Source organism: Paraburkholderia elongata (assembly GCF_013177735.1).
In the GTDB taxonomy this organism is placed as follows: Bacteria; Pseudomonadota; Gammaproteobacteria; order Burkholderiales; family Burkholderiaceae; genus Paraburkholderia; species Paraburkholderia elongata.
Genome location: NZ_WOEZ01000217.1, coordinates 1 through 13,808, shown reverse-complemented (window position 1 = coordinate 13,808; position 13,808 = coordinate 1). Strand labels below are relative to the sequence as shown.

Annotated in this window: 14 protein-coding genes and 1 pseudogene; 8 read left to right on the top strand and 7 right to left on the bottom strand. The window is 60.9% G+C overall.

Annotation, left to right across the window (positions count from 1 at the left end):
- Positions 1-38 precede the first annotated feature (38 nt).
- From dmpH to GNZ13_RS38965, 3 genes are read right to left on the bottom strand one after another with little or no spacing between them, the layout of a single operon-like run.
- Positions 39-836: a 2-oxo-3-hexenedioate decarboxylase gene (dmpH, locus tag GNZ13_RS38975; protein ID WP_172175123.1), complete on the bottom strand. Its 798-nt coding sequence runs from the start codon at positions 834-836 to the stop codon at positions 39-41.
- Positions 821-1,630 carry a 2-oxopent-4-enoate hydratase gene (gene dmpE / locus GNZ13_RS38970; protein WP_172175120.1) on the bottom strand — a complete coding sequence of 270 codons (810 nt, stop codon included), beginning with the start codon at positions 1,628-1,630 and terminating at the stop codon, positions 821-823. The genes dmpH and dmpE overlap by 16 nt, the downstream gene beginning before the upstream one ends.
- Before the next feature lie 8 nt (positions 1,631-1,638).
- Entirely contained in the window at positions 1,639-3,093 is a 1,455-nt protein-coding gene (locus tag GNZ13_RS38965) for a 2-hydroxymuconic semialdehyde dehydrogenase (protein ID WP_328807361.1), read from the bottom strand.
- Between the two features lie 381 nt (positions 3,094-3,474).
- On the opposite strand from GNZ13_RS38965, the gene GNZ13_RS38960 reads away from it, so the two are divergent.
- Positions 3,475-3,735 (top strand): MFS transporter, encoded by a 261-nt coding sequence (locus GNZ13_RS38960; RefSeq protein WP_172175117.1) that lies wholly within the window; start codon positions 3,475-3,477, stop codon positions 3,733-3,735.
- A 586-nt stretch (positions 3,736-4,321) separates the two neighbouring features.
- Positions 4,322-4,936, top strand: a complete 615-nt coding sequence (locus GNZ13_RS38950; protein WP_172175114.1) for a tyrosine-type recombinase/integrase — start codon at positions 4,322-4,324, stop codon at positions 4,934-4,936.
- A 151-nt stretch (positions 4,937-5,087) separates the two neighbouring features.
- Here the strand turns inward: GNZ13_RS38950 and GNZ13_RS38945 are convergent, their stop codons facing one another.
- The gene (locus GNZ13_RS38945; protein WP_172175111.1) at positions 5,088-6,179 is read right to left on the bottom strand and encodes an integrase core domain-containing protein; all 1,092 of its coding nucleotides are present in this window, start codon (positions 6,177-6,179) and stop codon (positions 5,088-5,090) included.
- 160 nt (positions 6,180-6,339) lie between these two features.
- Here GNZ13_RS38945 and GNZ13_RS38940 point away from each other — a divergent pair.
- The 4 genes and pseudogenes from GNZ13_RS38940 to GNZ13_RS38925 all read left to right on the top strand — a co-directional run.
- Positions 6,340-6,465, top strand: a pseudogene (locus GNZ13_RS38940) (IS3-like element ISKpn18 family transposase); the annotation flags it as partial.
- 632 nt (positions 6,466-7,097) lie between these two features.
- A complete protein-coding gene (locus tag GNZ13_RS38935; protein WP_172175108.1) occupies positions 7,098-8,069 on the top strand; it encodes a fumarylacetoacetate hydrolase family protein in 972 nt (323 codons plus the stop codon).
- Between the two features lie 33 nt (positions 8,070-8,102).
- On the top strand, positions 8,103-9,143 hold the full coding sequence (locus GNZ13_RS38930) for a VOC family protein (protein ID WP_172175105.1): 1,041 nt from the start codon (positions 8,103-8,105) through the stop codon (positions 9,141-9,143).
- Positions 9,144-9,157: 14 nt separating this feature from the next.
- Complete coding sequence (locus GNZ13_RS38925; RefSeq protein ID WP_172175102.1) at positions 9,158-10,084, top strand: BKACE family enzyme; 927 nt, start codon at positions 9,158-9,160, stop codon at positions 10,082-10,084.
- Positions 10,085-10,189: 105 nt separating this feature from the next.
- On the opposite strand, the gene GNZ13_RS38920 is transcribed toward GNZ13_RS38925, so the two are convergent.
- The 3 genes from GNZ13_RS38920 to GNZ13_RS38910 form a co-directional block, all read right to left on the bottom strand.
- Entirely contained in the window at positions 10,190-10,681 is a 492-nt protein-coding gene (locus GNZ13_RS38920) for a hypothetical protein (RefSeq protein ID WP_172175099.1), read from the bottom strand.
- A gap of 32 nt (positions 10,682-10,713) precedes the next feature.
- Positions 10,714-10,932 (bottom strand): helix-turn-helix domain-containing protein, encoded by a 219-nt coding sequence (locus GNZ13_RS51740; protein ID WP_216675202.1) that lies wholly within the window; start codon positions 10,930-10,932, stop codon positions 10,714-10,716.
- Positions 10,933-11,023: 91 nt separating this feature from the next.
- Positions 11,024-11,971: a LysR family transcriptional regulator gene (locus GNZ13_RS38910; RefSeq protein ID WP_236002385.1), complete on the bottom strand. Its 948-nt coding sequence runs from the start codon at positions 11,969-11,971 to the stop codon at positions 11,024-11,026.
- 547 nt (positions 11,972-12,518) lie between these two features.
- Here GNZ13_RS38910 and GNZ13_RS38905 point away from each other — a divergent pair.
- Positions 12,519-13,430 (top strand): BKACE family enzyme, encoded by a 912-nt coding sequence (locus GNZ13_RS38905; protein WP_172175093.1) that lies wholly within the window; start codon positions 12,519-12,521, stop codon positions 13,428-13,430.
- A partial coding sequence (locus tag GNZ13_RS51735) for an alcohol dehydrogenase catalytic domain-containing protein (RefSeq protein ID WP_328807360.1) occupies positions 13,427-13,808 on the top strand: 382 nt, incomplete at its 3' end. The genes GNZ13_RS38905 and GNZ13_RS51735, both read left to right, overlap by 4 nt.

The window sequence follows — 13,808 nt, the reverse complement described above, 5'->3', positions numbered from 1 at the left end:
TCCTGTGCGGGCACATTTCCCTATGCCCTGACCGGTTTTCATTGAACAAATCGCATCGAGACGCTGCCGAGTTCCTGGAAGCGCGCGATCACGCTATCGCCCGGCTGCACTGGGATGGCCTCGGTAATGCCGCCGCTCATCACAAAGCTTCCCGCCGGCAGTCGCTCGCCCTGTTCCGCGAGCACGTTCACCAGCATCGCGACAGCCTCGGCTGGATGACCCAGTACCGCAGCCGCCGCGGCCACGGCGACGATTTCGCCGTTCTTCTCCATCACGACGCCGAGGTTGCGCAGATCGAGTTCTGACGCGTAGCGCGCTCGACCGCCCCCAACAAAGCGGGCAGAAGAGCAGTTGTCGGCGATCACGCTCGCCAGGTCGAACTTGAAGGCCGCATATCGCGAGTCGATGATCTCGACGGCAGGTAATACGTAGTCAGTCGCCTCGAGCACCATTTCCGCAGTGCAGCCAGGACCTTGCAGATCCTTCGCGGTGACGAAGGCAACCTCGCATTCGACACGGGGATGCACTAGGTCGGCCGTCGAGATCGCCGAGCTTTCGGGACGCGCCATTGCGTCCGTCAAGAAGCCGATACACGGCTGATCGACACCCATCTGCTTCATCTTGGCCCGCGAGGTCAGCCCTGCCTTCCACCCCACAAGACGCTGACCATCCGCGAGATAACGGCGTCGCAATTCCGCTTGGACCGCATAGCCGTCGGCTACGGTCAGATCCGGCCATTGATCAGTCAGCTTGGCGATCGCACGCGCCTCGCGCTGCGCGCTCTCGACTTGGTCCGCGAGCTGAGCGATCACACTCTCTTTCAATGCGCCTGCCATACGGCCTCCTTTCGCATCACAGTCATCCGGCAGCTACCAAGGCCACCGATCGTGCACACGAACTCGTCGCCGTCGGCGACCGGGATCAGTGCCGACTGGGAACCGGACAGAATCACTTCGCCCGCCTTGAACGGAATGCCGAGTGCGCCCAACGTATTCGCGAGCCAGGCGACAGCATTTGCGGGCCCGCCCTGTACCGCCGCACCCGCCCCAGTCGCGCACACGTCGCCGTTCTTCTCGAGCACCATGCCTGCGAGCGTGATGTCCAGCTTGCGTGGGTCGCCGCGCGTGTTCCCCAATACGAAAACACCGCACGATGCGTTGTCCGCAACCGTGTCCTGGATCTTGATCTTCCAGTCATCGATTCGTGAGTCGACGATCTCGAAGCAAGGCACGACGTAGTCGGTCGCCCGGATCACGTCCATTGCCGTGATCCCCGGACCGTTCAGGTCTTCCTTCAGCACGAACGCCAGTTCAGCTTCGACGAATGGCTGGATGAGACCGGAGAGGTCGATCGCGTCGCCTTCGCGATGAGCCATTCCGGAGGTCAGTTGCCCGAAGTCGGGTTGATGGACGCCGAGTCGCTCCTGCACCGGCTTACTCGTCGCGCCGATCTTTTTCCCGATGATGGTTTCGCCGGCCAAAACGCGACGCTCGACCATATGCCGCTGGCTGCGGTACGCATCCTCGATCGTCAACGTCGGGTCGCGATCCGTCAGCGGTGCCACCGGCGTGCGCGTCACCAGCGCGTCGTACAGCTCGTCTCCGTAACGCCGAATTTTTTCACTGCTCATGATCGACCTCACAGCTTCACGCAGATATTGCGTGTTTCGGTATAAAACTCGAGAGAATGCACGCCACCTTCGCGGCCGATCCCCGATTGCTTCGCTCCGCCGAACGGCGTGCGCAAGTCGCGCAGGAACCAGCTGTTGATCCAGCAGATTCCGACATCGATCCGGGCTGCCATCCGGTGCGCGCGAGAGAGGTTTTGTGTCCAGATCGTGGTCGAAAGGCCGCACTCGCTGTCGTTAGCAAGCCCAATCACCTCGCCCTCGCTGTCGAACGGCCGAATATGGCAGCACGGTCCAAAAATCTCCTCCCGCACGACGGCAGAGGTCTCGGGCAAGCCAGTCCAGATGGTCGGCTGCACCCAGGCACCGCTCGCCAGATCGGCCGGCAGACCGGGAATGCCGCCGCCGGTCACCAACGTGGCACCGTCCGCTCGCGCCCGCTCGTAGTACGACAGGACCTTCTTTCGATGCTCCTGACTGATCAACGGGCCATAGGTGGCGCCCGGATCACTCGGCCGACCGTACTTGACCGACTCCGCGCGCGCCTTCAGCGCATTGACGAAGCGGTCGAAGATCGGGCGCTCGACATAGACACGTTCGGTACCGAGGCAGATCTGACCGGAGTTGAGGAATGCGGCGCGATAGATGCCTTCGACAGCGGCATCGAAATCCGCATCGGCAAACACGATGCCCGCATTCTTGCCACCCAGTTCGAACGATACGTCGCGAACGCCTTCCGCAGCGGATTTCATGATCGCGGTGCCCGTGCGGGTCTCGCCCGTGAACGTGATCGCATCAATGCCCGGATGGCGGGCAAGCCACTCGCCTGCGGAATCCGGCCCGAAGCCGTTCACGACGTTGTAGACGCCTCGCGGCACGCCAACGGCACTCATCACTTCGCCCAGAAGGCTCGCGGTAGCAGGCGTCTCTTCCGACGGCTTGACGACGACGGAATTGCCACAGGCGAGCGCAGGAGCAACCTTCCAGGTCATGAGCATGAAGGGCGCGTTCCACGGGCAGATCACCGCGATCGCACCCTTCGGTACTCGAATCGCATAGTTGATCGCGCCTCGTCCATCCGGCGTCGCCGTCTGAAACGACTCGGACGATACGGTCTTGATGGTCTCCGCGAATGCCCGGAAATTGGCCGCGCCACGGGGGATGAACACGTGCTCCATCACATGACGGTGTTGTCCCGTGTCAGCCATTTCGGCCTCCACGAAATCGTCGAAGCGACGCGTGATTTCGTCGGCGACGCCATAGAGCAAATCCACACGTTGCTCGGTACTGAGATTTCCCCATTCGCCATTCAACGCACCACGAGCCGCATTGACTGCTGCGTCGACATGGCGTTGACTGGCTTCGGACACGGAGTACAGCACCGTGTTATCGACAGGCGATCGTTTGGTGAAAGTCTGGCCGCCGGCCGTCTCAACAAACTCGCCATTGATGAAGTTGTGGACCACAAACAGCTCCTCTCTTTATATCTGCACGACAACCTGGATTCACGCTCCCTGATGGGGTTGACGTATCGACCAAGGTGAACTCATTGTGGATATTCGCGAGCCGTTGGGGAAACTTTCATTCTTTATATCGACTATTCACGAAACCGATTTGGATTCACCCGTTGCCCTATGAACAAGTCGTGCAGGCACGGCGTCAATCACTGACTCCATGCACTTCGTCGGCTCGGCTGGGCATGGTCCTGATCAGCCGGCACTCTGGTGCGCGCATGGAGCGGCACTGGCACCTGGCGGCGTGCGCCTTCATCGGCGCCGCGAGCCTGGTGATGGTCCGCGACCACCTCCAGCCCGACGCGAGCACTGGCGGCCCTGGCACTGACGACGGTGACGATTTTCGCGTGCATGCCCGTGTTCTGCGCGATTCCCACGACCTACCTGTCCGGCAGCGCGGCGGCGGGCGGCACCGCGGTCATCAACAGCTTGGCGCTGCCCGGCGGCTTCGTCAGCCCGGCCATCATGGGCTGGGCCAAGACCACCACCGGCAGCTTCACGAGCGGGCTCTACATGATGGCCGCCTTGCTGGTCGCGGGTGGCTTGGCGGTGCTCCTGGGGATGCCGGCGCGTACCTTGCAGGAAACACGTTAACTTCTGGATGGCCCGGATGTCTGTGATTACAAGTATCGAGGATCTGTGCCAGCGTGCGCAGCGGCGCGTGCCCCGCATGATGTTCTACGACTATGTCGATACGGGCTCATGGACCGAATCCAGCTAGCGGGCCAACGCCCAGGATTTCGATCCGATCAGGTTCTGGCAGCGGGTCGCAATGAGGATCGAAAACCGCTCGCTGGCCAGCTTCATGGCCACGCGTTCACGGCATGTCTGCTATCACTCCGTGAGCGGCCAATCCTCGATCTTCACTGAATGGCTCAGAAGGGTCGAGAGCACTCATCCGAACACAGTGAAACCTGACGTTCACGGCTGACAACTGGTGAACGTCAGGAAAGCGACTGGTAGCCGCCTTACGGCAGTCGTTACCCGAGTGTCGGCAAAGGCCGAAATTTACCCGTGGGTTCACGGGCAGGATTTTGGTGCGGACCAGCCGTTCGCGGGACGGATTCGAAAGATGGTGGCAATAGTTGGCTGCGTGTAAGCCTCGGGCAATTCCACCCAAGAACCGGCGTCGAGGCCGGGTACCACAATTGAACTCCCATCATCCCTGTGGGAGTCTGCCATGAAGACCGAACAAACCCGTGAGGCGTGGAACAAAGGCAAACTCGTCGGCCAGAAGCCACCTCTGAGGCCCAAAGACGTCTGGGCTATCCGGATCTACCTTCAGAACGCTCATGCTGTCCGCGACCTCGCCCTGTTCAACCTTGCAATCGACAGCAAGCTCCGCGGTTGTGATCTGGTCAATCTGCAAGTCCGCGATGTTACGCACGGCAATCAAGTCTTGGCGCGGGCGCAAATCATTCAGCGAAAGACTCAACGCCCGGTCCAGTTTGAGCTCACCGAGTCGACCCGGAAGGCGGTCGGAGCATGGATTGAGAAGGCTGTCTTGAAGCCTGATCAGTATCTCTTCCCAAGTCGACTATCGGTGTCACCACATCTTTCAACCCGGCAGTACGCGCGGATGATACGTCGATGGGTGGATGCGGCGGGACTTGATCCGACAGCCTACGGTACACATTCGATGCGCCGTACCAAGGCAACCCTGATTTACAAACGCACGAAGAATCTCAGGGCCGTCCAGTTGTTGCTCGGACATAGCAAGATTGAAAGCACGATCCGATACCTGGGCATTGAAGTCGATGACCCGCTTGAGATTTCGGAGCAGACTGAAATCTAGAGCGGCCTGCGCTGGCCGCGCGAAACGATGAACCGTCCGGGTTCGTGCGGCCGCCTTCGGGTGCTGGGCGAATCCGGGCCAGTTGTTGCCGATCGTCGATCCTTCTACGCCGTTACGCGAACGGCCGGTCCTGTGGTCCGCAAAAACCAGATCAGGTGCCAACGGTTAACAGTGAATACTCGTGGTGCAGCCCGCCGAGAATCGGTTTGGCGCGCACAACAAGGCACCGGTCGACATGGTGACCGGAATTCTCATGGGGAGGCAGTGCAGGATCGGCCGGCGGATCAGGGACACCCTGTCCCAAAGACATATGAGGACGCCCGCGGTTGTAATGCGCCGTCCAGCTTTTCAGGATCGATCTGAGATGCGACGCTGAGAGCGGGATCAGCCAGTTCAGGCACTCGCGCCGGATTGTGCCGATGACCCGCTCGCAGATCGCATTGGCCGTCGGCGTCCGGGGTGGTGACTTCAGCACGGTCAGCCCGAGTCGGCTGATGGAATCGTCCAGATGCTTCGCAAAGATGCTATCGCGATCATGGAGGAGGTACCGGTAGCAGTTCCCGAAACCGGTTGCTTCCCGCAGTTGCTGCAGCGTCCAGGCTGCCGTAGGGTGAGGTGTCACGTTCACATGCACCAGCCGGCGCGACGCATGCTCGATCACCACGAACACGTAGAGCTGGCGCAAGGTCGCGGTGACGACCGGGAAGAAGTCGCATGCAACGATCGCATCGGCGTGATTGCGCAGGAAGGTCGACCAGCGCTGATCGCCACGCTGCAGACCCGGCGCGCGCCGGGGCATGTACTTCCTGACCGTCCGTGGCGAAACCCGCAGCCCGAATTTCAGCAGAAGTTCGTTGGCAATGCGCTCTTCGCCCCAGAGCAGATTTTCGTCCGCCAGCCGCCGGATCAACTGGCGCAGCTCCAATGGAATCGGCGGGCGCCCCAGACGTGATCTGAAACGCCACAACAACCGGAAGCCGGCGCGGTGCCAACGAATGAGCGTCTCGGGACGTACCACCACGAGCGCTGCGCGCCAGTCGAACAGCCGGGACAGCAAGGTCAGACCGATCCGCATAGCCGCATCGACGCGGTGTGGCTTCATGCCGCGCTCCTGATATAACGCGAGCTGGCGGCGCAGGAAAAGGTTTTCGGCCGCCAGGGCACCGCTTGGACGAAGCAGCAGGACGGCGAATCGGCACACGTCCGATAGCAGTTGAACAACAATCCTGATGAGCGCAATCATGTGTTCATCATGTCATATGCGATGCGGCGCCGCTGAACACCCTCGCCCTGTCTTGATCGAGTTTTTGCGGAGGACAGGTGGGCAACCCGCTCCCACCCCTGAAGCGCGCCGCTTTGCGTTCAGAAAAATGACGAACCAACTTGACATTTAGAAGGGCGTCCGGGGCAGCCAGTACGCGAGCGATGAATACCAGACATTGCTCAGGCAGCATCACGTGGTTTGCAGCATGAGCCGCAAGGGAAATTATTGGGATAACTCGGTGATGGAGCGGTTCTTCCTGAACCTGCTAGGCGGTCCGTCGCGGCTGCGAAGCCCTTCGCTTCCGCAACAGTACAGAAGACTCGAAGGCTCATCAGAGTGTCCATGGATCATCAACTTTTAGGAAACGGCGCATCAATAAAGTGCATGTTGATTGCGATATCGGAGAGCCTGTAAATTGAAAACCTGACGCTCCCAAGGGCCGGCATATTTTATGTGCAAAATGGTTCGCAATCGTGGCGCTCTGGAAAAAGGAACTCAAATGGGCATCTCCAATATGGCAAAGGCAATGTCGGTAGCGCGCTCGCACGTGGGCTAGAGGAGCTACAGAGAAGCTTGCCCGGCGCCAGAATCGTAACTCGTTGCTTGCGACGACACAAAGGCGAAAGACGCCGCTCCGCAGCTGCCCGGCCCTTCGGTTTTGATGCGATTGACGCGGGGCCATTAGCCAACGCACGCCGCTGCAGCGCTGCGCGAGCATCTCGGCCCGTCGCCGTGAGCAAGCGACTAGCGTTGCTCGAGGAATCCTCGAACGCCCACCTGAGCGCGCTCCTGTTCCGTAATTCCCAACCGTCGAACATTGAGATGAATACGTCAACGCCCGGTCGATCCAGCTAATACGTATTCCTACCCATAAATTATCTGAAGAAAGTACCCAAAATGGCTGAATCCCTATTGCGCTATCAAGATGCCGGATCCTTTCGCTGGGGGCGCCTGGTCGGCGATGCGCCTCGCGGCGCGTCGGATACGATCGAGGTGGCGCCTCTTCTGACGAATGCCCAAAAGACCAGCGAGCTGCTCAATGCCTTGTCGAGCGGGACCGTGCATGAGGAACCTCCTTTCCGGCTGCCAGCCTCTAGTCTGCTGAGCCCGGTAACGAGCGATGGTCAGCTCGTCTGCCAAGGCCTCAACTATGCCGAGCATTCGGGCGAATCGGGTCATCACCTACGGCGGCAGAACCTGTTCTTCATGAAGGCGAGTTCAAGCCTCACTGGCCCCTATGCCGACATCGTGCGTCCTCGGGAGGTGGAGCTGCTCGACTATGAGGTCGAGATAGGCGTGGTGATGCGGCGCGCGGTCACGGGAGCCTGCGAAGTGACCGACGAAACGATCGGCGACTATGTGGCCGGCGTCGTGTTGTGCAACGACGTTTCCGCGCGCGACACGATGTTCGGGGCGTCCTTTCTCCAATGGTTTCAGGGCAAGAGCTATCGCGGTTTCTGCCCCGCAGGTCCGATCCTGCTCGCGTTGGACCCCGACGAGGTGGCGGAGACGCTGAACGCACTCGAGATTACGCTCGACTGGGGGAATACGCAGCGGCAGTCGGCGCGCTCCGATCAGCTCATCTTCCGTCCCGCCGAGACGATCACCCAGCTGTCGGAGATCATGGATCTCGCGCCCGGGGACATGATCCTGACCGGCACCCCGGGCGGCGTTCTCGCGAAGGGTTCGCCTAAGGTAGTCGACATCCTGGCCGCCCACCTCATGGCCGACGAGACGCGTCGCGACGCGCTTCGGGCTGAGATGACAGCGCGCACGACCTTCCTGCAACCGGGCGACGTTTTACGGCTGACGATGCGCGATACGCGCAGCGGTAAGCTGATCGGCGGCCAAGAAACCCGCATTGTCTGAGATGTTCGCGAACCATATGAGAGGATCCATCCAGTGAACAGCCTGCTCCGTCATCAAGATCCGATCCTGCATGCCGATCGGCTGACTCATGTCGTCTTCAACCGGCGCGATCCCGATGCGATGGACCGCTTCCTGCGCGATTTCGGCTTCGTGTCGCTGGAGACGAGCGGCAGGAGCCGCCATTATCGCGGCTATGGGAAAGCACCGTTCTGCGTCGAGGTGATCCCGGCTGATGAGGACAGCTTTGTCGGCTTCGCGCTAGTGGCGAAGGATGTCGCCGATCTGCAACGCCTGACCCAAGTCGAGGGCGTGGCGATCGAACCCAACGATGGTCCCGGCGGCGGGTTGCGCGTTCGCCTGACCGATCCGGACGGGCGGCGTGTCGATCTGCTGGCTGAGATAGCTGAACTTGACCCCCTACCGATCCGCGCGCCGTTCGTGAGCATCAACACGCCCAACCGGAACGTGCGCGTGAATGCGCCGATACGCTCGTCCGCGGAACCGTCGCCGGTGCTGCGGATGGGCCATGTCGTGCTGCAGACCCCCGACTTCCAGCGAACCGCCGAATGGTACATGCACCGTTTTGGCTTCATCGCCTCGGATCTTTGCACGGTCGCAGACGGAACGCCGGCGCTCGGCTTTTTCCGGCTCGACCGCGGTGACACGCCTGCCGATCACCATAGCCTCGCATTCCTCGCCGGCCCCGCGCCCGCGGTCCTTCACGTATCTACCGAGACGATCGACATCGACGCCGTCGGACAGGGCCAGCAACATCTGCGCGCCCGGGGTTGGACCCACGCCTGGGGCACCGGCCGGCATGTCCTTGGCAGCCAATTCTTCGACTATTGGAAGGATCCCGCGGGAGATGAGTGGGAGCACTATGCGGACGGCGATCTCATGACCGCCGACTATCCGACGGGTCAACACCCGCTCGCCCGCGGCGGGCTTTGGGCCTGGGGCGACGATCTGCCCGAATCCTTGCGACCGCCCGGCCCGCTGCCGGAAGGGGCGCCCCCCTTTTCCCGCGCAGTGGTCGATGCGCTGTTGACGCCGCCACGCCCCTGGATGCGCTGAAGGAGAGAGAACAGATGTCCAAGGTCATTATCAGCTGTGCCATCACCGGCTCCGTCCACACTCCGTCGATGAGCCCCTATCTGCCGATCACACCCGACGAGATCGCGACGCAGGCAATCGAGGCAGCGGAGGCCGGAGCGTCGGTGCTCCATCTCCATGCCCGCGATCCGGATACCGGCAAGCCCTCGGCGGACCCAGCGTTGTTCATGCAGTTTCTGCCACGGATCAAGGAGTCGACCGACGCGATCGTGAATATCACGACCGGCGGCGGCCAGGGCATGAGCCTCGACGATCGGCTGGCGGCCGCGGAACGCGCTTCGCCAGAACTCGCATCGCTCAACATGGGCTCGATGAACTTCGGCATGTACCCGATGCTGGGTCGCTACAAGACCTTCAAACACGACTGGGAACCGACCTATCTCGAATCGTCGCGCGACTGGATCTTTCGCAACACGTTCAAGGATATCGAGCAGGTGCTGGAGCGGCTGGGCCAGCGCCACGGCACCAGGTTCGAGTTCGAGTGCTATGACACAGGGCACCTCTACACGCTCGCCCATTTTCTCGATCGCAAGCTGGTGACGCCACCGCTCTTCGTGCAGTCGATCTTTGGGCTGCTGGGAGGCCAGGGCGCCGATACCGAGAACCTGTTCCACGCCAGGCGCATCGCCGACAAGTTGTTCGGCGACGACTATCGCTGGTCGGTCATGGCCGCAGGGCGGCAACAGATGCCCTTCCTCACCATGGGCGCCATCAACGGCGGAAATGTCCGAGTGGGACTGGAGGACTCGCTGTTCACCCGCAAGGGGCGGCTCGCCGAGTCCAATGCCGAGCAGGTGCGGCTGATCCGCTCAATCCTCGAGCCGCTTTCGCTCGAGGTGGCGACCCCGACCGAGGCGCGTCAAATCCTGGCGCTCAAGGGGGGCGATAACGTCGGCTTCTAGCCGCGCTGAAACGAGCACACCGCTTCGCACCGGCGTTCGGATCGGTGATCTCGACGCGATCACGGCTACGACAAACGTCCATTTAAGGCAACGGAGCGGAAGGGATCAGCCCGATTTCGCCCGCTCCCGCTTTATGGTAGGGCTCGCCGCGCGCTTGGTTCGGTCCGAATAACTGCCTCGTTCCGACAACAATCGAATACCGGTCTCGACATCGAGCGTCGGGTCGAATTTGGTGGCAGCGCGGAACCCACCGATGATCAGCTCGATCGTGGCCTCGATCAGTACCTCGATCTTCTGGATCCGGCCCTCCTGGAGCCAGCGGACGCTGAGTTGATCCATTCCCGATGCCGCCGCACGGATCACCAGTCGCAGCGGTTGGGATTCCGAAGAGAAGCCGACCAGTTTGAGCGCCCAGCGTTCCATTTCGACGCGATGACGATCCAAAACGGCCCATGCCTCGGGGTCAGCTGCCATGGCGTTTGAGGCGCGCATATAGCCAAGCAACAATGTTTCGTTGTCCGCCATAAGCTGAAAATGATCGAGAAGAAGCTGCCGTATCTGATCGTAAGGCAGCAGGTTCGGATCGGGAAGGCTCAATTCGAATAGCCGGCGCGAGATTTCATGCAACGCTATCGAGATAGACCACGCTTGGTGCCGAAATGGTGGAACATCAGGCCATGGGTCACGCCGGCACGTTCTGCGATCTCACCGACCTGCACATCGTCGAAAGGCCGGTCCGCGAATAGCTCGACGGCGGCTTCACGCATCCGTTGCCGGGTGGACAGCCCCTTCTTGCGTTGACCCGATTGTGGTGGTTCGAGCGCCAGCGTTGGTTTCCGAGATGCCATGATGGGCTCGCCTCAGGTAATGGAAAATGATCCATGGTTACCCTCATGTTTGCAACGCTGGATGCCGGTGTCGTTGTTGGCTTGCGTAAATCTATTCGGCGTCGTTGTAGGGATCGCTCCTCGGGCCGTGAGATTCGCGCCTGGCGGTCCTAAAAGGACCGCCGAGACCCGCACCATCCACAAGGAATTCGATGAAAAGCCGAACCTTGGCGGATAAGTATTTTCGGCTGGGATACACAGCGAAGATGCTTCTTCTTATCTGAGCGCTCTCTGGAAAGAGGATTTCTAGCCGCCCATCCGCAACCTCTTGCTCAATCATCCATCTGGGCAGAAATACAATACCCATCCCCTCAATTGCGGCAAGTTGAAGCATAGTATCGTTGCTGCTTTCCATCACCGACCTGAAACCAACGGTCTCAGGACCGTTCGGCCCTTCAATGATTACATGCTGATAGTCGCGCATCGCGTTGTAGCGCAGCAAGGCATGGCCATTCAGATCGCTGATTCTCGATGGGCGGCCCACACGATCGAGGTAAGTCGGCGCAGCTGCGAGCTGAAACGACACATCGCCGAGACGACGCGCCACTAGACTGGGATCCAGCGACATCGGATCGACTGTTCGAAGTGCGAGGTCGAGCCCATCTTCGACGAGATTAGCGATCCTCCCGGTGAGATCGATGTCAAAGACGACGTCTGGATATCGACTACTAAACTTGGCGACCATCCGTGCGAAATTCGTGTTGGCGAACCATACGGGTGCGCTGAACCTTAAAGTTCCCCTAGGGACGACCGTAACATTAGCCATCGCCGCCTCGACTTCGTCCAGCCCGTCCAATAGCGCCTTTGCCTGTTGAAAATAGAGTACGCCGGCTTCTGTCAGGCTGACATGACGGCTGGTGCGATGTAGTAGCCGAGTCGCAAGCTTTCCCTCTAAATGTATGACATGTTTGCTAGTCATCGCTGGCGAGATGCCTAGGCGGTCCGCCGCGGCGGCGAAGCCCTTCGCTTCCGCAACAGTACAGAAGACTCGAAGGCTCATCAGAGTGTCCATGGATCATCAACTTTTAGGAAACGGCGCATCAATAAAGTGCATGTTGATTGCGATATCGGAGAGCCTGTAAATTGAAAACCTGACGCTCCCGAGGGCCGGCATATTTTATGTGCAAAATGGTTCGCAATCGTGGCGCTCTGGAAAAGGAACTCAAATGGGCATCTCCAATATGGCAAAGGCAATGTCGGTAGCGCGCTCGCACGTGGGCTGGAGGAGCTACAGAGAAGCTTGCCCGGCGCCCGAATCGTAACTCGTTGCTTGCGACGACACAAAGACGAAAGACGCTGCTCCGCAGCTGCCCGGCCCTTCGGTTTTGATGCGATTGACGCGGGGCCATTAGCCAACGCACGCTTGCTTGAACCGGTCGGCTTCCTCCATCCAGCACATCGCCGTGCGTCGTGAGAGTCTTTTCAACAAACACCTCTCCGCCACGGCGGAGCACAGTGTCACCGCCTGCTGTGCGCTCCGACTGGCTAACAAGTTCGCGCCGGCCCGCCACCGGTTTTAATCTGACGGAAACACCTGGAGAAATTCAATGTACTCAACGTCCCATCCTCCCGTGATCATCGAAGTCTGTCTCAACGGCGTCACGTCCCGAGAGGTGCAGCCGCACGTCCCGCGGACGCCTCAGGAGGTGACAGCCGACGCTCTGTCCTGTGTCGCGGCCGGCGCTACGATCCTCCACTCGCACACGGATGATCCGGTGATCGCACCGGGAAGCGGCCGACACGACTCCAGGCCACTCATCGACGCCTGGGCGCCCGTTATCGATCGCTATCCTGACATTATCTTCTATCCGACCATGCAGGGCGGCGGCGGCGAGACCACGATCGAGGCACGCACGCAGCATATGCAGGAGTTGGTGGATGCGGGGCTGCTGCGACTGGGCCTGATCGACATGGGCACCAGCAACATGTCCTTCTTGGGCGAAGACGGCCTTCCGGGGTCTTCGGACGAACTCTTCATTAACACGAACTCGGACGCCCATTACATGTTCGAGTTCTGCATCCGGAACCGGATCGGAGCCTCGATCGGCTGCATCGAGCCCGGCTTCTTGCGGACGGCCATGGCCTTCGCTCGCGCGGGCAAGATCCCTCAGGGCTCGATCTTCCGCCTTGTGTTCGGCGGCCCGCGTACGCTGATGGGCCTGCCCGGTGCCCGCGCGTCGCTTGACCTCTATCTCGAGATGATTCAAGACGCGGGCATACCCTGGAACGTCGGCATCTTCGGGGGCAACGCCTTCGAGAACGGCTTTGCGGAATACGCAATGGAACGGGGCGGGCATCTGCGGATCGGGCTGGAGGACTATCGCGCTGCCGACACACCCACCAACGTCGAGCTCGTTGAGCGCGCCGTCGCCCTGGCGAAGAAGGTCGGCCGGCCCGTGGCGACCCGCCGGGAAACGAACCAGATCCTCAACCTTCAACGCCAACCGGAGATTGCATGATGCGAGCGCTCCAGTACCTCCAGCCTCAGGCGCCCTTGGCCGTCGTCGAAGTTGAGAACCCCGTTCCCGGGACGGACGAGGTTCTAGTCGAGATGGCCTACGCCGGCCTCAACTCCATGGACGCCCAACTGTGGCTCGGCGTCGGCGGCCTCCGCCCGCCAACACCCCACATTCCGGGCGTGGAAGGCTCAGGCTGGGTGGACGGTAGACCGGTCCTCGTGTTCGGAAGCGGAACGGGAGTGCGGCGCTGGGGCGTGGCGTCGGAGCGTGCCGTCGTCCCAAAGTCGGCTATTTTCCCGGCGCCGCGCGACCTCCCGCTGGAGTACGCAGCAGTCTGCGGCGCCGCCGGCGCCACTGCCATGCGGCTGTTCGAACTCG